Source organism: Streptomyces sp. NPDC088706, from assembly GCF_044752765.1.
Classification (GTDB): Bacteria; Actinomycetota; Actinomycetes; order Streptomycetales; family Streptomycetaceae; genus Streptomyces.
In genome coordinates this window covers 1,131,690-1,151,439 of the sequence record NZ_JBIVLW010000001.1, presented here as the reverse complement: position 1 = coordinate 1,151,439, position 19,750 = coordinate 1,131,690, and the positions used below count along the sequence as shown (strand labels likewise).

Below are 19,750 nucleotides of genomic sequence, written 5' to 3'. Positions count from 1 at the left end.
GTCAGTCGGTCTGCGGCGGCTGGTGCGCGGCCTGCCGGGCGGCCAGCGATCCGTTGAACCGGGTGAGCAGGGCGCAGAAGGTGTCCCGCTCCTCCTGCGTCCAGCCGTCCGTCACCTGGGACATCAGCTCGCGCCGCGAGGCGCGGACCTCGTCCAGGCGGGCCTGGCCGCGCGGGGAGAGCTGGAGCACGACGGCCCGGCCGTCCTCCGGGTGCGAGGTCCGCTTGACCAGCCCGGTGTCGACGAGCGGCGCGACCTGCCGGGTCACCGTCGAGGAGTCGATCCCCATGCCCGCGGCGAGCGCCTTGACGCCCATCGGACCTTCCTTGTCCAGCCGGTTCAGCAGCAGGTACGCCGCCCGGTCCATCGAGTTGCGGACCTGGCCGACACCGCCGAGGCGGGTCTGCTCGGCACGGCGGGCGAAGACCGCCACCTGGTGCTGGAGCGAGTCCAGCAGGTGCTCGGGGCCCGGGTGTTCGGGGGCGGCGCCCCCGGAAGGAGACGCAGCAGTCGTCATGTCCTGAGGGGGCATGGCCGGGGGCTCTCTTCGTGCGGTGTCGGATGGGTGGGGGACAGAGTACGCGGCCCCGGGGCAACGCGTACCAGTGCCGCACAAACCTGCGGACACCACCGCAGGCCACCATGAGACAAGTCTGCCGCGGCCTCCGCGAGCTGCAAGACTTGCGGGCATGACGTTCCGCGTGACCGCCCGACACCCGGCCCTGATCCTCGACGACGTCAGGGGCGCGCAGAAGATGCTGTCCGGGGTGTCCCGGGTGACCGCCCTGGAGGGCAGCCGGCACCTGACCGAGCTGGTCGGCGCCCCCGTCCACCTCAAGTGCGAGAACCTCCAGCGCATCGGCTCCTTCAAACTGCGCGGCGCGTACGTGCGGATCTCCGGCCTCACCCCGGTGGAGCGGGCGGCCGGGGTGGTCGCCGCCAGCGCCGGGAACCACGCCCAGGGCGTCGCGCTCGCCTCCTCCCTCCTCGGCGTACGCTCCACCGTCTTCATGCCCGTCGGCGCCCCCCTGCCCAAGGTCGCCGCGACCCAGGAGTACGGGGCCGAGGTGCGGCTGCACGGCCAGGTCGTCGACGAGACGCTCGCCGCGGCGCAACGGTACGCGGAGGAGACCGGCGCGGTCTTCATCCACCCCTTCGACCACCCCGACATCATCGCGGGCCAAGGCACCGTCGGGCTGGAGATCCTGGAGCAGTGCCCGGAGGTCCGCACCATCGTCGTCGGCCTCGGCGGCGGCGGCCTCGCCGCGGGCATCGCCGTCGCGGTGAAGGCGCTGCGCCCCGACATCCGGATCGTCGGCGTCCAGGCCGAGGGCGCCGCCGCCTACCCGCCCTCGCTGGCCGCCGGGCACCCGGTCTCCCTCGACGACCCGGTCACCATGGCCGACGGCATCAAGGTGGGGCGCCCCGGGGACGTCCCGTTCGTGGTGATCGAGGAGCTGGTCGACGAGGTCCGCACGGTCACCGAGAACGAGCTCTCCAGCGCCCTGCTGCTCTGCCTGGAGCGGGCCAAGCTGGTGGTGGAACCGGCCGGGGCGAGCCCGGTGGCCGCGCTGCTCAGCGACCCGGAGGCGTTCCGGGGACCGGTGGTGGCGGTGCTCTCCGGCGGCAACGTGGACCCGCTGCTCATGCAGCGCGTCCTGCGCCACGGGATGTCCGCCGCCGGCCGCTACCTGAGCCTGCGGCTGCGGCTCACCGACCGGCCGGGGGCGCTGGCCACCCTGCTGGCGGCCCTGACCGTGGCCGACGCCAACGTGCTCGACATCGGCCATGTGCGCACCGATCCGCGCCTCGGGCTGACCGAGGTGGAGGTCGACCTCCACCTGGAGACCAAGGGGCCCCGGCACTGCGAAGAGGTCGCGGCGGCGCTGCGCGCGGAGGGCTACCGGGTCATCGGCTGATCGTCCGGTTCCGGCCTCCCGGCCGGATCTCTTTATTCACCGCGCGGTGAGGCCCCGCGAATCCTAGGATCGCTCACGGAACCACGTACCGAGAACGAGTGACGGGGGAGTCCCTTCCATGCCAGGTGCCATCCATGCCGAGGGTCTGGTGAAGACCTTCGGTGACGTACGAGCCCTGGACGGAGTCGACCTCTATGTGCCCGAGGGCACCGTCCTCGGGCTGCTCGGACCCAACGGCGCGGGCAAGACGACCGCCGTACGGGTCCTGACCACCCTGCTGCGCCCCGACAGCGGAGCTGCGTTCGTGGCCGGCATCGACGTGCTGAAGAAGCCCAACGAGGTACGCCGGTCGATCGGGCTCTCCGGCCAGTTCGCCGCGGTCGACGAGTATCTGACCGGCCGGGAGAACCTCCAGATGGTCGGGCAGCTCTACCAGATGAGCGCCCGCGACGCGAAGGCCCGGGCGGGCGTCCTGCTGGAGCGGTTCAACCTCGCCGAGGCCGCCGACCGCACCGCCAAGACGTACTCCGGCGGTATGCGCCGCCGGCTCGACCTCGCGGCCGCCCTGGTCGTCTCGCCGCCCGTGATGTTCATGGACGAGCCGACGACCGGTCTCGACCCGCGCAACCGGCAGCAGCTGTGGGACGTCATCGAGGACCTGGTGGCAGGCGGTACGACCCTCCTGCTGACCACGCAGTACCTGGAGGAGGCCGACCGCCTCGCCCACGACATCTGCGTCATCGACCACGGCAAGGTCATCGCCCGCGGCACCTCCGACGAGCTGAAGGCCCGCACCGGCGGCGAGCGCGTCGAGGTCGTCGTGCACCGGCCCGAGGAGATCGAGCGCGCCCGGTCCGTCCTGGCCACGCTCGGCAAGGGCGAGGTCACCGTCGTACGGCTCTCCCGCAAGCTGACCGTCCCGGTGAGCGGCGGGGCCAAGCTGCTGGCCGAGATCATCCGCGAGCTCGACGGGACCGGCGTGGAGATCGACGACATCGCCCTGCGCCGCCCCACCCTGGACGACGTCTTCCTCTCGCTCACCGGCCACGCGGCCGAGGCGGACGGCCCCGAGGACCACCACGGCAAGGAGGACACCCCGTGAGCGTCACCACGAAGGACGCCCCCGCCCTGACCCCCCGCCCCTCCGGAGGCGTGGTCCAGTCGGTCCGGGACTCGCTCGTCGTCGCCAAGCGGAATCTGATCAGGATGACCAGGATTCCGGAGATGGTCATCTTCGGGCTGATCCAGCCGATCATGTTCGTGGTGCTCTTCACGTACGTCTTCGGCGGCTCGATCAGCATCGGCGGCTCGACCGACCCGCAGCTGTACAAGGAGTTCCTGATGGCGGGCATCTTCGCCCAGACCGTCACCTTCGCCACCGCGGGCGCCGGCGCGGGCATCGCCGACGACATGCACAAGGGGCTCATCGACCGCTTCCGGTCCCTGCCGATGGCCCGGGGAGCCGTCCTCACCGGACGTACGCTCGCCGACCTCGTACAGACCACCCTCACCCTCGTCGTCCTCGCGGGGGTCGCCCTGATCGTCGGCTGGCGGACCCACGAGAACCTCGGGAAGGTGATCTGCGGCTTCCTGCTGCTTCTCCTGCTCGGTTACGCGTTCTCCTGGATCGGCGCCCTGATCGGCCTGTCCGTGCGGACCCCGGAGGCCGCGACCTCCGGCGGGCTGATCTGGCTGTTCCCGCTGACGTTCATCTCGAACGCCTTCGTGCCGGTCACCGGCATGCCGGCCTTCCTCCAGCACGTCGCCGAGTGGAACCCCTTCAGCGCCACGGTGGCGGGCGCCCGAGAACTCTTCGGCAACACGATGCCGGGGGTGCCGAAGTCGGTCACCGGGGCGTGGCCGATGGAGCACCCGATCCTCGCTTCGGTCATCTGGTCGGTCCTGATCATCGTGGTCTTCCGCACCCTGGCGGTCCGCAAGTACCGCTCGGCGACCGTCTGAGACCCTCGGCGGTGTGCCACTGACGAACGACGCGGGAGCCCCGGCCTTCTCCTCAGGCCGGGGCTCCCGCGTCGTTCTGTCGTGGTGGGCCGGACGTCAGCCCGTGTACGGCTTCGCCGCCAGGATCTTCACCGTGGCGGTCTTGCCGTTCGGCAGCTCGTACTCGGCGTCCTCGCCCGTCCGCTTGCCGTTCACGCCGATGCCGAGCGGGGACTGCGGGGAGTACGTCTCGATGTCCGCGCTGGCGTACTCGCGGGAGGCCAGCAGGAACGTCGTCGTGTCGTCCTCGTCGCCGTCGAAGGCGATCGTCACGACCATGCCGGGCTCGACCACGCCGTCGTCGGCCGGCGCCTCGCCGACCTTCGCGTGCTCCAGGAGCTGGGTCAGCTGGCGCACCCGCAGCTCCATCTTGCCCTGCTCCTCCTTGGCCGCGTGGTACCCGCCGTTCTCCCGGAGGTCACCCTCCTCACGGGCCGCCGCGATCTTGACGGCGATCTCCGTGCGCGCGGGACCAGACAGGTACTCCAGCTCGGCCTTGAGCTGGTTGTACGCCTCCTGCGTGAGCCAGGTGACGTTTTCGCTGGTCTGGGTCACAGGTGCTCCTCGTCGGTGCTGGATATACAAAGCATCGCCCTACCCGGAAGCATGTGCTTCCACGGGTGGGCGAAACCACGAGCCTAACAATTCCCCAGGAAAAGGGGGAGAAGGTAAACCGTCACACGTCCGGGTGGCCCGCTCCACCTCGGGAAGGCCCAGGTCACACCGGGTGCCTCACATCGGGCACGCCGGAAGGTCAGCCGGCCGGAGCGTCGCCCGTACTACAGCCCGTGAGCTCGACCGCGGTGGCCCGGGCCCGCGTCCGCATCACCACGAGCTCGTCGATCCGGTCGGCGCCGGGGCCGAAACGGGCCTCCTTGCGGCCGACCTCGCTGCCGTCCTGGCTCAGGGCCCGTACCGTGCAGAAGCCGTCCGTCCCGCGGTCCTTGCGCACTTCGAGGTGGGCCTCGGTCCGCACGTCGGAGACGATGTCGAACTTGATCAGCTCGCCGCTGATCCCCTTGCCGCCCACGTAGTCGAAGCCGATCCAGGCGACCACGCCGAGCAGTGCGACGCCCAGCACCGAACCGACGATCTTCAGCGTGCGGTCCGCGCGCTGATCGTCGGTCCTGCCGTACCGCCCCTCGGGCGTGGCTTCACGAACCGCCGTCATGATCTTTCCCTCCGGTCCGGGCAACGAGGAATTTTCCACCTGCCCGTTCGGTCACTATAGAAGTCGCCCTTTTGTCATCCGACCGCGCCCCACACCGCGACCACATCACTGAGGATCGAGCTTTGACTGAGCAGCTGCGACTGATGGCCGTTCACGCCCACCCCGACGACGAGTCGAGCAAGGGCGCGGCCACCATGGCCAAGTACGTGTCCGAGGGGGTGGACGTGCTGGTCGTGACCTGCACAGGAGGCGAGCGCGGCTCGATCCTCAACCCGAAGCTCCAGGGCGACGCGTACATCGAGAAGAACATCCACGAGGTGCGCAAGAAGGAGATGGACGAGGCCCGGGAGATCCTGGGCGTCCAGCAGGAATGGCTCGGCTTCGTCGACTCCGGCCTCCCCGAGGGCGACCCGCTGCCGCCGCTGCCCGAGGGCTGCTTCGCGCTGGAGGACCCGCAGGTCGCGGCCGGGCGGCTGGTGGCGAAGATCCGAGCGTTCCGGCCGCAGGTCATCACCACGTACGACGAGAACGGCGGCTACCCGCACCCCGACCACATCATGACGCACACGGTCTCGATGATCGCGTTCGACGGCGCGGCCGACGCGGAGGCGTTCCCGGAGGACGAGTTCGGTCCGGTCTGGGCGCCGAAGAAGCTCTACTACAACCAGGGCTTCAACCGGCCGCGCACCGTCGCGCTGCACGAGGCGCTGCTCGCCCGGGGCCTGGAGTCGCCGTACGGGGAGTGGCTGGAGCGCTGGAAGGAGTTCGAGCGGGTCGAGCGCACGCTGACCACGCACGTTCCCTGCGACGAGTTCTTCGAGATCCGTGACAAGGCGCTGATCGCGCACGCCACGCAGATCGATCCGGAGGGCGGCTGGTTCCGGGTTCCGATGGACGTCCAGCGGGAGGTCTGGCCGACCGAGGAGTACGAGCTGGCGAAGTCCCACGTCGATACCTCCCTCCCCGAGAGCGACCTCTTCGCGGGCATCCGCGACAATGCCTGATATGTACGCGACCCAGGCACTGACGCACGTCGTCCCGCTCGCCGCCGAGCTCGACAAGAACAAGGTCACCCCCGGCGTCCTCGGCTTCCTCGTCTTCGCGGCCCTCGCCGTCGGCGTGTGGCAGCTGATGAAGTCGATGAACCGGCACATGGGGCGGGTGAACTTCGAGGAGGCCCCGGACGCGGCCGCCCCCGAGGCAGCCCGGAGTGGGGCCCCCGGGGCGACCGCCGAGAAGTAGGCCCCGGGGCCCCCGGGCGGCGCGGGCTCCCGTCCTCAGACGCCGGACGGGCTGGATGTGCCCATCACCTCGCGGGAGTGGCGGGTCGGGATCAGGCCGAGCCGCCACGCCTGCCAGCCGTCCTCCAGCTCCACGCCCCGCTCCAGGACCACCGCGAACGCCTCCGCGCACCGCTCCAGCCGGGAGTCCCGGGCCGGGTGGTGGGCGGCGGCCAGCTCCGCCAGTTCCTGCTGGGCCACCACGTGCCCACCTCGCTGCCGCCCGGCGAGGCGTACGGCAGCAGCGTGCACCGCAGGAACCGGGCCCAGTCGCGCCCCCGCTCGTCCCCGTACGAGGCGAACAGCTCCACCGCCTCGCCGCACAGCGCGAGCGCCTGGGCCGCCCGCGCGTTGCCCGCGTCGATCAGCGCAAGCTCCAGGCAGGCCCACGCCTCCCCGTGCGCCACCCCGATCCGCCGGAAGTCGGCCCGCGCGTCCATCAGGAGCTGCCGGGCGAAGCCGGAGTTCCGCAGGTTCCCCGTCTGCGCGGCCCGCTGGTCGCGGGTCACCCGCCCCGAGTGGTGGCGGGCGCAGGCCAGTCCGTACACGTCCCGCATCCGGGAGAACATCGTCCGGGCCCGCTCCAGCTCCCGTACCGCCTCGACGGTGTCGCCGGCCTCCTCCAGCGCCTGGCCCAGGTAGTACCGCGTCCACGCCTCACCGCGCGCGTCCTCGTCGTCCCGGTGCCGGGCCAGCGCGTCGCGGAGCTGCTCAAGGGCGGCCCGCGGGTCGCCCTTGAGCAGCCGGGCCCGGGCCAGCTGGGTGATCGCCCACGCCTCACCGCGGCCGTCGCGGGTGCGGCCGTACAGTGCCAGGGCGGTGGACAGGGCCTCCTCGGCCGCCGCCACCTCGCCGGTGCGCAGGCGGACCTGGCCGAGCTGGAAGCGGGTCCACGCCCCTCCGTGCAGCGACTCGCCCTCCCGGTGCAGGATGAGCGCGCTGTCCAGCAGCGTGAGGGCGCGGGCCAGGTCGCCCCGGTCGCGCTCGACCGCCGCCAGCGCGTGCAGGGTCCAGGCCCGGTCCTCGGCCTGCGACTCGGAGGACTGGAGCTCCAGCGCCTCCCCGAGCCGGGCGGCGGCCTCGGTGAGGTTGCCCTGGTGGTGCAGGGTGATGCCGAGCGAGCAGAGGGCGAGCGCCGCGCCGGCGTCGTGGTGCGCCTCGCGGTAGAGGCCCACCACCGAGGAGAGCGTGGTGCGGGCCTTGTCCAGCTCGCCGAGCTGCCGCGCCGCGATCCCGGTACGCCACTGCACCGACCGCTCCAGCAACCCCTGGTCGACGGACCGGGTCAGCTCGCTGATCTCGCCCAGCCGGTAGAGGTCCTCGCGCAGCAGGCAGTAGTCGCACAGGGCGCCCAGCAGGTTCAGGACCGTGCCCTGGTCGACGCCCTCGCTGTGGCGCAGCGCCGAGGTGATGAAGCTCGACTCGTCGTCCAGCCAGCGCAGCGCCGCGTCGAGCGAACCGAAGCCGTGCGAGCCGAACCGGCCGGCCCGGGTCGACATCTTCCCGTCGACCATGCGGATCACCGCGTCGGCCAGCTCGGCGTAGTTGGTCAGCAGCCGCTCGTGGGCGGCGGCCCGCTCGGCGGGCTCCTCCTCGTCGAGCAGCCGGGCCAGCGCGAAGCTCCGGACGAGGTCGTGGAGCCGGTAGCGCGAACCTCGTACGTGGGTGAGCAGCCCGGCCCGGGTCAGCTCCGCCAGCCGCCGCTCGGCCTCCTGCTCGTCGGCCGCCAGCAGCGCGGCGGCGGCCGCCGCACCCAGGCTGGCCCGGCCCGCCAGCGCGAGCCGCCGCAGCAGCCGGCGGGCCACCTCGCCCTGGTCGGTGTAGCGCAGCCACAGAGCCCGGTCGACCGGGGGGACCGGACCGTACGCGCGCAGATCCTCGGCGAGCGCGCTGCGCGTACGGGCCCCGAGCGAGGACGCGGCCACCCGCAGCGCCAGCGGCAGCCCGCCGCACAGCTCCACGACGGCTTCGGTGGCCGGCTAGTCGTAGGGCCCCGCCTCCTCACCCCCGGCCACCTCGCGCAGCAGCTCCTCCGCCCCGGCCGCGTCCAGCGGACCGACCGGCAGGTGGTGGACCCGGGCCGGGATGTCCGCCGGCAGCTCCAGGGGCTCCCGGGCCGTGACGATCACCAGGCTGTCGGAGCGCTCCGGGACGAGGGTGCGGACCTGCTCGGCGTCGGTCGCGTCGTCGAGCACGACGGTGACCGGGGTACCGGTAAGGTGCTGGTGGTACAGCTCGCCGAGGCGCCGTACGTGCTGCTCGGCGGCGGATTTCCCGTACGCCTGCGGCTGGGTACCGTCGGCAGCTCCGGGCGTGGCCCCGTCCCGGAAGAGCAGCTGCTCGCGCGGGGCGCCCAGCCGGTTGAGCAGATGCAGCAGGGCGTCGCGGGTCGGCAGCGGGCTCTCCCCGGCGACCTGCCCCCGCAGATCGTCCACGCAGGCTCCCCGGAACTGGTCCTTGAGCGCGTGCGCCGCCCGCACCGCGAGCGTGGTGCGCCCGGACCCCGGCTCGCCGTGCAGGACGACGACGGTGGGCCGGGTCTGCGGGGCGGCGCGGGCGGCGTGCACCCACTGGGCGATCCGGTCCAGTTCCGCCCGGCGCCCGGTGAACGGCCCTCCGGCGTCGGGCAGCTGGCCGAAGGACTGTTCCAGCACGACCCGGGTGCGGGTGGCGGCGCTGCGGTCGCCGCCGCGCAACTGCCGTACCACCGGAGCGGTCTGCTTCCTGGGGGCGCGGGCGGCGGGGGTCAGCATGCGCTGCTGGTCCAGATACGGGCGGATGCCCCGTACCTCCAGGGCGGTCAGCCACTGGAGGCGCAACTGCTCGGCCCCGCCCGGCTGTCCGGCCGCAGCGGCGCGGCGGTGGGCGGCGGGCCAGTGCGAGGCGGTGGCCTTCACCACGGTCGTCGCGGCGCCGGCCACCGCGACGACGGCGCCCGCGCCGAGGGCGGGGCCGGTGGCCGTACCGAAGGCCAGGTCCGCCCCGAACGCGGCGACGGCGGCAACACCGGTCACCAGCAGGGGTGTTCCCAGCGCCTCCTTGGTGAGCCGCTCCGCCAGGGGCCGCTCGCCGGCCGCCGCCGCGTCGAGCACCTGCGTGTACGCGGCGTACTCCTCGCGCGCCCCCGCCGCGATGGTGTCGAGCGCCGCCGTGGCCCGCGCCATCAGCACACCGGGGTCGCTCCGGCCACCCGTGCGACGCGCCTCCTCCTCCACGGCGCGCGCCAACAGCCGTGTCGCTTCCGCCCGATGGCTGTCCCGCATGTGTGTCCCTCTCCGGGAGTGGCGTCCAAGCGTCCGGCGCCGGGCATCCGTGACCCGGCATCAGGGTCAAGTGTCCTGTGCACGACGCTTCGGCGCGAGGGCCACCGTGCAAGGGGAAGGTCAAGGAAGGGGTGCGTGGCCGCTGCCGGCGCGGTCAGAGAATTCCCAGGTCCACGACGACCGGGAAGGGTGCGGCGGCCTAGACCGTGCGGGTGAACATCTCGCCGTCCCGGTAAGCCTTGGTGGCGGGATCGAGGACATAGGTACAGACGATCGGGACCCCGGTGGCGGCCTGCTCGACCCGCCAGTAGAAGGGGATGCCGGCCTTGGCGTACTGGTCGACCTTCACGATCCGGTCCGTGGTCTCCGAGCCGGGCGACACCACCTCCACGACCAGGAGCACGTGCTCGGGGCGGGTGGGTGTGAGGTCGATGGTCGCCGCCCGGTAGACGACGACGCCCGGACGACGGTTGGTGAGCGGAACGTCCTGCAGGCGGACATCGAGTTCCGTGTCCGCGTTCCAGTCCCTGCCCGCAGCGGCGTCCAAGGCGTTGGCCAGGATGCGGGCCGGCCGGTTGTCCCGCTTGGAGGGGCTCGGGCTCTCGAGGACCATCCCGTCCACGACCTCGATGCCGGCGCACTGCTCCTCGGACTCGAAGGTCGTCCACTTCTCCGTGCGCAGGGGGGTGGCTCCTCTCGAAAGGCCGACCATGGCACGCGTTCGCTCGGCAACTCGCTCTCCAGCGCCGTGGCCTGGCTCGTCTTTCCCCACATGACCATCGTGGTCGGCGTCGCCAGCCTGCCTTCCTTGGACGCCTCCCGGCTCGTCATGGTGATCGGCGGCGTGAGCTCCCTGCTGTCAAAGACCTTGATCGGGTATTTCCGCACCACGTACGCTGACGGCCGTTACTGTGCGTGGCGCAAGCTGAACAGACCGCTAAATACGGTTCGTTCGAGGTGCCCGCGGGCTACGGGGGTTGAACAGCTCCATACCGGCCTCTCCCACCAGTTGTCCACGGCCTTGACACCTTGAACAGGGCGGCGACCTCCACCCGATCCCGGCCCTCCACCGACGTGGAAACTGCCAGCAACCGCACAGCTTCCTGCGCGTTCGGCGACCACGCGAGCCTGAACTCAAAGCGCTTGGGATCAATACAGTTCTCAGTAATAGATGGCTGATTCGATGTAGATCTTCGGATCATCCGGCAAGACGCCCTCGTAGGCATCTCCCATGAGTACGGATTCTCTGCCAATTTGACCTGGCGCTATTTGTTTGAATTCAAAATTGGTGGTTTGCACCCAGTCCGTTCCGTTGCCTATGCTGACAGTAACTCTAATATTGCGATTCAAGTCAGTGCTATTGGTGGCGTTGCAGGCAACTCTGAATCCGATCGAATCGCGAGTGGCTCGCACCTCCGTGTCGCCGAGCGTCACAACCTTCGTCATCCCCAGGTAGCTGATGACCGGCGACGGCTCCTGACTGGCTTCAGGTGTTGGCGGAGCACTTGGGGCACTGCTCGACGCGGCAGGGGCCGGGGCAGTAACTGAGGAGTCGGGAAGATGGCTCTCGCCGTTCGAGCACCCGGTGACCACAAACGTGATTGTGACCAGTGCTGCGCCCCAGAACACGGGGCGCAGCAGCAAGTTGAGGGCTGGCACTAGTTGCAGGCTCCTACAGTGAGGTTGTTGTCGACGACCACGTTGCTGCCGACCTTCATGTATGAGTACGCCACGCCGCAGTAGCCCTTGTTCTGGTACACGGGCCCGGCGTAGGTGCTGTACGTACCGAAGTCCTGAACATCGGGCGTGCTGGTGTAGTTGTCCTTCAAGCGGATACCCATGTAGTGCGCGACGCCGGTGTCGTTGAAGAGCACGGCACAGATCGGCTTGTCGTTGTAACTGTCACCCGTTGTCTTGCCGTTGGTCCAGGTATAGGCGGTGGCATAGGTGCCGTAACGGGCAGCCCGGACAGAGATGGTGTAGCCAGATCCGCACACGTTGGCCGCAGCTGCAGCCACCGCCGGTTCAGCCGCGATGACCTGCTTGGTTTCTTCTGTTGCCCGCTCGTCGACCTGAACGCCCTTAACGTCCATGGTCGCGATCGGGGTGTTGCTCCTCAAGTCGGCCTTGTCGGCCGCCGAGGCGGCAGGCGCAGCCATTGTCACGGCAAGCAGGACTGCACAGATGCTCCCCATACGCACAACAGTCTTCACTTTCTCCCCTTAAAGTGACAGTCAGGTGATCCTGACGCACGGACAGTACCGCATCGAATGCACCTGCGAACAGGTTTGTTGATCAAGCCGACGACCAAAGAGCTGGCGTTCAGTGATCTACAGGAGTATTTCCGCCACCTCTGTCTTCCAGCTCGCACGGGTGAGAGTGGCACCGACGGAGTAACCGAGGCGGACTGAGCAGGAGACCTCTGGAAAAGTCAACTCAGGGGCAGCGAAGAGAGCAGAACGGTTGTGGTCGAGATCTAGCCAAGAAGCGAACGCTGAGCTGATCGGCATCACCTGTCCATTCAATTCCGAAACAAGCCGCCTCTTACGCACTTGTCGCCATTGGGCCTTCCTCAACCTGCCTGCCGGAGCCGTCCGCCTGCTTGCCTATCCAGCTGGCGCACGGCGAGGACATTCAGGCCATTGAGCCGTTGGCCTCGCAGCGACTCACAAGCGCTGATCATCCAGATCTACGAGGGCCAGGGCGTCCCGTTCCTGACATACCGCACCTACCAGCGAGACGTTCCGTGGGCCATCAGGCGCAAATAGTCTGTGGTCTGACGCCTTAAAGCACGGCCGTCTCGTGCCCATCGTCGGCAGTTTCTCCAGAGGTGGCCCGCGCTGCGGTTGGATCGAAGTTGCCGGCGATCACGTGCTGAAGCCCCTCCTGGGTGTCGCTGGAGCGGAGGCTCCACGTCAGCCGGTGAGCATGACTCGTCCGAGCCGTCCGAGCAGCGAGCGCCGGCATCATCACACCGGACCGAGGACGAATGGAGACTGATCACCCCAGGGAGACAGGGCTGCACCGAACCGTCCGAAGCATTCTGAACCACCAGTAATCCGGTCGGTGGAACACCATGATCCCGACAGAGTCGGGCAGGGACATTTTCCGGCCAGTCTTACCGACACAGAAAACGGGACCTTGCGATTTCGCGTTGTTTCGCGTCCGATCCTATTCACCAGTTTATCCGGAATGCCCGGTGTGGGCACTCGACAGGCTGCCCACCCATCCGTGGAAACACGGCTTTCTCACACGACATGTAACTGTCGGCGAATTCGAGCCAAGATCCCGTGGCCCGGCGCGCCTTGTGTGATTGATCACAGACTTGTCGACTCCTCGTGAATATCCTGTGACCTCATTGGCGAGATGTGTGACAGTTCCGAGGCTCTCCATCAGGCGGTAAAGAAAGTAGACCTTATACCTGCAAAATTGATAAATCGTGACACGTCACCCCTCCGCTGGTCGGTGAAAATCAATGAGCGTTCTTGCAAGAGAATTTCAAGCATAAATGTCGCTGCATCGGAGCTGCCCGACTCCTTCACGGGGGGCTGATAAAGAATATTGTTTGTTCTTCGAATGTGCCGTCCTGTTGGCCGTGACAATAACGGACCCTGCTGCGTCGGCGGCTGACCAGGCCGGGCCTCAGGGCAACGCGTCGGTCGCAACTTTGGACGTCGAGGGCTCCAAGCGAGGTGTCAAGCGGGCATCAGCCGAAACTTGGCAGATCATCGCGGCCAACCCGGAGGTCGCTGTAGCCGCTGCCAACGTAATTCCTCATTCACTGATCCCGCCACGCCGAGTGGTGTCCCGAGTGCTCGGACAATGCCGGCGCCAGGCCAGATGGGCAGAGAATCCGTACTCATGGGCGATTCCTGTGAAGGCGCCCCGCCGGATTCCTCGAAAATCTACATTCATGCAGTCATGGATTACTGATGGACTCGCTTCTCTCGGTTGTGCCTGCTGAGTCGCGCACCATGTTGACCATGGTGGCAAGCGAACATATTTCTCACTCAAAGTTAGGGAAGGTAGGTTCTCGTGGCTGATGCGAAGGTCCTCGAGGGTCAGAAGTGGGTCAATGCCACCTATGCTGGCGTGTCGGGGTACGTGAAGTGCCCAGAAAACGGTCAGACCAGCTGGTCGACCATGAACTCGTTGATCATGGGCCTGCAGCACGAGCTGGGAATCAGCCCGGTCGTTGCCTCGTTCGGGGCGACCACGATGAGTAAGCTTGAGGCACTCAAGGGCATTACCGACGGAGAGAACCAGCCTAATAAGAACATTCCCTACATCGTTCGCTACGGCTTGTTCTGCAAGGGCTATTGGGGAGAAGCCGGGGACACCTTCAACGCCGACGCACTTGAGTCGATGAAGAAGAACATGGGTATATGGCAGGAGGGTCAGGAGGGGTGGAACCGCATGGTGCAGGCCAAGGTTTTCAAGGCCCTTCTCACCATGGACTCCTATGTTGTGGTCGCTGGCGGTACTGACAAGATCCGCGGAATTCAGCAATGGTTGAACGGTCTATACTGGGAAAAGTCTTCCTACTCAATTGGGCCGTGCGACGGACTCTATTCGCGCGATGTGCAAAAATCCTTGGTGATTGCTCTCCAGTATGAGATGGGCATCGCGTCGCCGAATGGAAACTTCGGGCCCGGCACCCAGGCCGCCCTGAAAAACCACACGCTTGCCCAAGGTGCCACCGGCATCATGGTGCGACTGTTCACCGCCGCGTGCGTGTTCAATGAACCGGTGCCGGTCGGTGAGTACGCGGAGCGGACCAACTTCACCTCCACTTTCGACGCGGCGATCACCAGGTACGTAAAGTTGTTCCAGAGCTTCTCCTACCTACCGGCTTCCGGCAAGGGCGACTACGACACGTGGTCTCAGCTACTCGTGTCCATGGGAAATCCCGATCGCAAGGTGTTCGGCTCCGACACTCGGTTCGTCATTAATGCTGACCGTGCCAGATGGCTCAAGAATAACGACTACCAGATCGTCGGACGGTACCTTTACAGTCCGGATCCCAAATTCGAGAAGGAGATCCTGCCCGGTGAGCTTGAGGTCATCCTCAATGCCGGTCTGAGATTCTTCCCGATCATGCAGGTCCACGGTCGGGATGCGACTGAGTATACCTACACGACAGGTTTCCAGCACGCTTTGATAGCGCACGAGAAGGCGACGACGTTCGGTATCCCACGCGGGTCGGTCATCTATTTCGCGGTGGACTATGATGCCACCCAGGATCAAATGGACCCCTACATCGTGAAGTACTACCAAGGCGTGGTAGCCGGCCTGGCCGATCGTGGCAAGAAGTACGTCCATGGCGTGTACGGGTCGAGGAACGTGTGCATCAACGTCACCAACAAGACCTACGCCCGATTCTCCTTCGTTTCAGGTATGTCCTGGGGCTTCTCCGGGAATCTCGGCTTCCCTCTCCCTGCGAACTGGTCGCTGAACCAGATCAAGGAGATATCTGGCATCGAGATAGGCGGCGCCGGGGGAAGGATCGACTTGGACAACACCGTGTGGCGGCTCCGTGAAGACGGCGGCGACCCCGGCGTGTCCTCACTGGCCACTACTGCCTCCCCGGCAGCGGACTTCATATCCTACATTGATCAACTGTATGCGACGGCCCAGGAATACAAGGCTGCCAACGCCACCAACCGCAGCGCCTCCCAATTGGTGATGGAGTTCGTCCGCCACGAAAACTATGGCGGATATAACTGGGGCTACCTCATCGGCCCCTACGACCGGGACTGGGTCGCCTACGCCGAGCGTAAGGGCCACAGAGTGAAGGAGGAATTCGTCGACCCTGTCTCGGGCTACGAAATGGGCCCCGAGCACTTGCTGGCCACCGCTAACGGCCACCTGCTCTATGCCCAACCAACAAATGCCAAGTCCGTGAACGCTGGGGACATCGCCGGGTGGGCTGGCGACCTCATGACCTTCTATGCCAACTGGCGCAACGACGAACAGCAGTATGCGTCCGGCAAAGCGTACTGTGACGCGAAGCTCGCCAAGCCGGGCATATCCTCTTCCTTCTCTTTCAAGGACCTGCTCGAAGACGCCGACGGCTACCTGATTGCCCGCGCCTGCGCTGACGGGACTCCGATCAACCAGTTCGTGCGGACGTACTATGGCGATGGCGGTGGCCACCGCACCCGGTTCACGCAGTATTTCAACAAGCGGTTTTTCACGGCAGCAGACTGCAAGGCCCAGGCGTACAACGCTCTGACGATGGAGAACGAAACGTACAACGTTGCGCGCTCTGCGCTGATCCTGGCAACCGGGGCGCAATCTCCGACAGTGCTAGCCAACCTTCCTGGCGGATTCGATAAACTGCAAGGCTTCTGCCAGGGGTTTGCCGACGCGATCATTGCAAGGATGGGTTCCGAGTCCTGATGTCCCTTCTCGTCTTCGCAGCTCTCGGCCCAGCCATCCTGGCAGGACTGATGATGCGTCGCAGCGTTAGATCGCGATGGTACGAGCAGCCTATCGAGCTCATTGGTGCCGCCCTGGCGGTCGGCGTTTGGGCAGTCGTCGTATGGGGGATCGGCATCTTCGCAGGGGGGCTGGACAGTCGGGAATCCTGTCAGCTCACCCATCACACCACCTACGACCAGGCGTGGCGTGAACGCACGGGAGCGAATGGCACATCCGTCTTCCCGTTGGCCAACGCATGCAACGAGCATGTCAGTCTGGTGCCCGCATGGGTGAACCCCACGATCGCCGTTCTCGCCGCCTTCACCGTCAGCGCTCTCGCCCTTGCTCTGTTCCGGATCGCTCTTGCGATTTTTCACAGAAAGGAACCGGTCTCCTCATGAGCGGTACAACCAGTCGTAGACGTTTGCTCGGAGCAGGTGCAGCTACCGCTGCCGGCCTCGCTCTCGCCACCAGCGGAAGCCCCGCGCAGGCTTCTGCCCGGCCGAAGCCACTGCCGAGTGCCAAGCAGGTGAAGCTGCCGGAAGACAGGGAATGGATCGGACGAAAGTCCGCAAATGGCTGGGATATTCTGACTGAGACCACCCAGTACCAGGTGCAGGGTGTACCGAAGCTCAACGTCAGGCTCACGAAGGGCGCAGCTGCGACCATTCTGCTGTATGTTGTGCGCCGCTATGCCTACGAGATCGATATGCTTCGACCCGAAGAGCTGGCAGGGCACACGACGGACCGTGCAGTGGGGGCGGATTTCGAATCGAATTACCTGTCCGGGACAGCCGTAGCGATTCAGTCCATGCTCTATCCGCTGGGCGGTACGGCCGCCAACGGCATGAGTGAGCTATCGGTGACAGTGGTAGAGGACATTCTTGCCGACGTGGGTGAAGTCGTAGCGTGGGGCGGAGAGCTGGACCCGCTCAAACAGTCCCACTTCCATATAGCCACCCCTCCTGGTGATCGGCGCCTTGAAGCGATGGCTGACCGCATCGGTGATTGGAACACCCGCCCCGGAAAGGGCGCGGGCTGCATCGACGCTTTCACCCGCTCCCGGATGTCTCGTTCTCGAGCGGCAAAGAACACACGTTGACCACTGCCCCAGCTGTGCCCGCGCAGGGTCGGCAGGTTGTCTGGCGAACGGTTACGGGATGATGTCCGATCCGACGGCTGCATGCCATCGATGGTGGGAAGCGTGATTCCAATGTCAGCGGCTCGTGGGTGTCTTCGGCTCGCCCTTACCGCCTTGGCCTCGATTTTTCGTGACGACCCGTCGGCTCCTTCGGCGGGCCGTTTCGGTTGTCCGGGGTGCTAGTCGGCTGCGCACAGTGCCGCTGCCCGCCCGAACCCACTCCGCAGGAGGGCGAGCAGCGTAGCCGCCGCGGCGGTCGCCCGGTCCGCCGCGGCGGTCGCCCGGTCCGCCGCGGTGCACCACGGAGGTCGTCCGGCGGAATTCCACGGGCTCCAGCCGCCGGACGGCCAGCGGCATGGACGACAGCGACGCGACCATCTCCGGCAGGCGGCCCGTCTCGTTGGTCCAGCAGGGAGGCACGCCCCTGGCGTGCTGGGTTCGACACGGAGGTTGCGAAGCCGTAGGTCAGAAGCTCCGGATCATGCAACGATGCGTGTATGAATCGACTGGCCAATTCGCAGTCGCCCTACCTACTCCAGCACGCCTCCAATCCAGTGGACTGGTGGCCATGGGGAGAGGAGGCGATGGAAGAAGCTAAGCGGCGGGACGTGCCCATCCTCTTGAGTGTGGGCTATGCGTCCTGCCACTTATGCTTCTGCTAATTCACTGGTGCCATGTGATGGCCCACGAATCGTTCGAGGACGAGACCGTCGCGGCCTATCTCAACGAGCACTTCGTCGCCGTGAAGGTCGACCGCGAGGAGCGGCCCGACGTCGACGCCGTCTACATGGAGGCCGTCCAGGCGGCCACCGGGCACGGCGGCTGGCCGATGACCGTCTTCCTCACGCCGGACGCCGAACCCTTCTACTTCGGGACCTACTTCCCGCCCGAGCCCCGGCACGGCTCGCCCTCCTTCCAGCAGGTGCTCGAAGGTGTGGGCGCCGCGTGGAGCGACCGGCGTGCGGAGGTGGCCGAGGTCGCCGGGCGTATCGTCGCCGATCTGGCCGGGCGGTCGCTCGCCCTTGGGGGCGAGGGGGTGCCGGGGGAGCCGGAGCTCGCGCAGGCGCTCCTCGGGCTGACCCGGGAGTACGACGAGCAGCACGGCGGGTTCGGGGGTGCGCCCAAGTTTCCGCCGTCCATGGCCATCGAGTTCCTGCTGCGGCACTACGCCCGCACCGGGTCCCAGGGCGCCCTCCAGATGGCCGCCGACACCTGTTCGGCGATGGCCCGCGGCGGGATCTACGACCAGCTCGGCGGCGGGTTCGCGCGCTACTCCGTGGACCGCGAGTGGGTCGTGCCGCACTTCGAGAAGATGCTGTACGACAACGCGCTGCTGTGCCGCGTGTACGCCCATCTCTGGCGCACCACCGGGTCGGCCGAGGCCCGGCGGGTGGCTCTGGAGACCGCCGACTTCATGGTGCGCGAGCTGCGCACCGCCGAGGGCGGCTTCGCCTCCGCGCTCGACGCCGACAGCGAGGACGCCGAGGGCAAGCACGTCGAGGGCGCGTTCTACGTGTGGACGCCCGCGCAGCTGCGCGAGGTGCTCGGTGAGGAGGACGGGGCCTTCGCCGCCGCGTACTTCGGTGTGACGGAGGAGGGGACCTTCGAGGAGGGGGCTTCCGTCCTCCAGCTCTCCGGTGAGGCGCGACCCGTGGACGCGGGGCGCGTCGCCGACGTACGGGCCCGGCTGTTGGCGGCCCGCGGGGAGCGGCCGCGTCCGGGGCGGGACGACAAGGTGGTCGCCGCCTGGAACGGGCTCGCCATCGCCGCGCTCGCCGAGACCGGCGCCTACTTCGACCGGCCCGACCTCGTCGAGCGGGCCACCGAGGCCGCCGACCTGCTGGTGAGGGTGCACCTGGGCGAGGTGGCCCGGCTGGCCCGGACCTCCAAGGACGGGCGCGCGGGCGACAACGCCGGGGTGCTGGAGGACTACGGCGATGTCGCCGAGGGCTTCCTCGCGCTGGCCGCCGTCACCGGTGAGGGCGCGTGGCTGGAGTTCGCCGGGTTCCTGCTGGACATCGTGCTGGAGCAGTTCACCGGCGAGGGCGGGCAGCTCTACGACACCGCCCACGACGCCGAGACGCTGATCCGCCGTCCGCAGGACCCCACCGACAGCGCCACCCCGGCCGGGTGGACCGCGGCGGCCGGTGCGCTCCTCACCTACGCCGCGTACACCGGGTCCGAAGCCCACCGCACCGCCGCCGAGGGGGCGCTCGGTGTCGTCAAGGCGCTGGCCCCGCGCGCCCCCCGGTTCATCGGCTGGGGGCTCGCCGTCGCCGAGGCCCTGCTGGACGGGCCCCGCGAGGTGGCCGTCGCCGGGCCGGTCGGCGGTGAGCTGCACCGTACGGCGCTGCTGGGCCGGGCCCCCGGTGCCGTCGTCGCGGCGGGCGAGGGACCGGGTGCGGGGGCCGAGTTCCCGCTGCTGGTGGACCGGCCCCTGGTGGGCGGGGAGCCGACCGCCTACGTCTGTCGGCACTTCGTGTGTGACGCGCCGACCACGGACGCGGGCGAGCTGGCGGTCAAGCTGGGCGGCTGAGCGCCGTACACGGAGG

General features: G+C 67.7%; 14 protein-coding genes and 3 pseudogenes. 9 read left to right on the top strand and 8 right to left on the bottom strand.

All coding sequences use genetic code 11. The features are described from left to right. Nucleotide 1: 1 nt before the first annotated feature. Nucleotides 2-532 (bottom strand): MarR family transcriptional regulator, encoded by a 531-nt coding sequence (locus ACIQAK_RS05155; protein ID WP_366391017.1) that lies wholly within the window; start codon nucleotides 530-532, stop codon nucleotides 2-4. A 157-nt stretch (nucleotides 533-689) separates the two neighbouring features. On the opposite strand from ACIQAK_RS05155, the gene ilvA reads away from it, so the two are divergent. From ilvA to ACIQAK_RS05140, 3 genes are all read left to right on the top strand, one after another. Further along, a complete protein-coding gene (gene ilvA, locus ACIQAK_RS05150) occupies nucleotides 690-1,919 on the top strand; it encodes a threonine ammonia-lyase (protein ID WP_366391018.1) in 1,230 nt (409 codons plus the stop codon). A 118-nt stretch (nucleotides 1,920-2,037) separates the two neighbouring features. Further along, entirely contained in the window at nucleotides 2,038-3,021 is a 984-nt protein-coding gene (locus ACIQAK_RS05145) for an ATP-binding cassette domain-containing protein (protein WP_366391019.1), read from the top strand. Further along, nucleotides 3,018-3,881, top strand: coding sequence for an ABC transporter permease (locus ACIQAK_RS05140; RefSeq protein ID WP_366391020.1), 864 nt, complete (start codon nucleotides 3,018-3,020; stop codon nucleotides 3,879-3,881). The genes ACIQAK_RS05145 and ACIQAK_RS05140 overlap by 4 nt, the downstream gene beginning before the upstream one ends. 96 nt (nucleotides 3,882-3,977) lie before the next feature. Here ACIQAK_RS05140 and greA read toward each other — a convergent pair whose 3' ends face one another. After that, the gene (greA, locus tag ACIQAK_RS05135; protein WP_161279789.1) at nucleotides 3,978-4,475 is read right to left on the bottom strand and encodes a transcription elongation factor GreA; all 498 of its coding nucleotides are present in this window, start codon (nucleotides 4,473-4,475) and stop codon (nucleotides 3,978-3,980) included. 199 nt (nucleotides 4,476-4,674) lie between these two features. Beyond that, nucleotides 4,675-5,091 carry a DUF4307 domain-containing protein gene (locus ACIQAK_RS05130; RefSeq protein ID WP_366391021.1) on the bottom strand — a complete coding sequence of 139 codons (417 nt, stop codon included), beginning with the start codon at nucleotides 5,089-5,091 and terminating at the stop codon, nucleotides 4,675-4,677. 122 nt (nucleotides 5,092-5,213) lie between these two features. On the opposite strand from ACIQAK_RS05130, the gene mca reads away from it, so the two are divergent. Together mca and ACIQAK_RS05120 are read left to right on the top strand one after the other, a co-directional pair. Next, the gene (mca, locus tag ACIQAK_RS05125) at nucleotides 5,214-6,095 is read left to right on the top strand and encodes a mycothiol conjugate amidase Mca (protein WP_366391022.1); all 882 of its coding nucleotides are present in this window, start codon (nucleotides 5,214-5,216) and stop codon (nucleotides 6,093-6,095) included. A 1-nt stretch (nucleotide 6,096) separates the two neighbouring features. Further along, the gene (locus ACIQAK_RS05120) at nucleotides 6,097-6,333 is read left to right on the top strand and encodes a hypothetical protein (protein WP_366391023.1); all 237 of its coding nucleotides are present in this window, start codon (nucleotides 6,097-6,099) and stop codon (nucleotides 6,331-6,333) included. Between the two features lie 35 nt (nucleotides 6,334-6,368). On the opposite strand, the pseudogene ACIQAK_RS05115 reads toward ACIQAK_RS05120, so the two are convergent. The 4 genes and pseudogenes from ACIQAK_RS05115 to ACIQAK_RS05100 form a co-directional block, all read right to left on the bottom strand. Continuing rightward, nucleotides 6,369-9,634, bottom strand: a pseudogene (locus ACIQAK_RS05115) (tetratricopeptide repeat protein). 199 nt (nucleotides 9,635-9,833) lie between these two features. After that, entirely contained in the window at nucleotides 9,834-10,346 is a 513-nt protein-coding gene (locus ACIQAK_RS05110; RefSeq protein WP_366391024.1) for a Uma2 family endonuclease, read from the bottom strand. A 449-nt stretch (nucleotides 10,347-10,795) separates the two neighbouring features. Then, a complete protein-coding gene (locus ACIQAK_RS05105) occupies nucleotides 10,796-11,293 on the bottom strand; it encodes a hypothetical protein (protein WP_366391025.1) in 498 nt (165 codons plus the stop codon). Then, on the bottom strand, nucleotides 11,293-11,847 hold the full coding sequence (locus ACIQAK_RS05100; RefSeq protein WP_366391026.1) for a hypothetical protein: 555 nt from the start codon (nucleotides 11,845-11,847) through the stop codon (nucleotides 11,293-11,295). The genes ACIQAK_RS05105 and ACIQAK_RS05100 overlap by 1 nt, the downstream gene beginning before the upstream one ends. A gap of 1,822 nt (nucleotides 11,848-13,669) precedes the next feature. Between ACIQAK_RS05100 and ACIQAK_RS05095 the strand changes: the two genes are divergently transcribed. Genes ACIQAK_RS05095 through ACIQAK_RS05085 form a run of 3 tightly spaced genes read left to right on the top strand, consistent with a single transcriptional unit; the run spans nucleotide 13,670 to nucleotide 17,159 of the window. After that, nucleotides 13,670-16,036, top strand: coding sequence for a glycoside hydrolase domain-containing protein (locus ACIQAK_RS05095; protein ID WP_366391027.1), 2,367 nt, complete (start codon nucleotides 13,670-13,672; stop codon nucleotides 16,034-16,036). Next, on the top strand, nucleotides 16,036-16,458 hold the full coding sequence (locus tag ACIQAK_RS05090) for a hypothetical protein (protein WP_366391028.1): 423 nt from the start codon (nucleotides 16,036-16,038) through the stop codon (nucleotides 16,456-16,458). Before ACIQAK_RS05095 ends, ACIQAK_RS05090 begins: the two co-directional genes overlap by 1 nt. Next, nucleotides 16,455-17,159 carry a hypothetical protein gene (locus ACIQAK_RS05085; RefSeq protein ID WP_366391029.1) on the top strand — a complete coding sequence of 235 codons (705 nt, stop codon included), beginning with the start codon at nucleotides 16,455-16,457 and terminating at the stop codon, nucleotides 17,157-17,159. The genes ACIQAK_RS05090 and ACIQAK_RS05085 overlap by 4 nt, the downstream gene beginning before the upstream one ends. A gap of 218 nt (nucleotides 17,160-17,377) precedes the next feature. Here ACIQAK_RS05085 and ACIQAK_RS05080 read toward each other — a convergent pair. After that, a pseudogene (locus ACIQAK_RS05080) lies at nucleotides 17,378-17,585 on the bottom strand (hypothetical protein); the annotation flags it as partial. A gap of 110 nt (nucleotides 17,586-17,695) precedes the next feature. Here ACIQAK_RS05080 and ACIQAK_RS05075 point away from each other — a divergent pair. Beyond that, a pseudogene (locus tag ACIQAK_RS05075) lies at nucleotides 17,696-19,734 on the top strand (thioredoxin domain-containing protein). The last annotated feature ends 16 nt before the right edge of the window (nucleotides 19,735-19,750 follow it).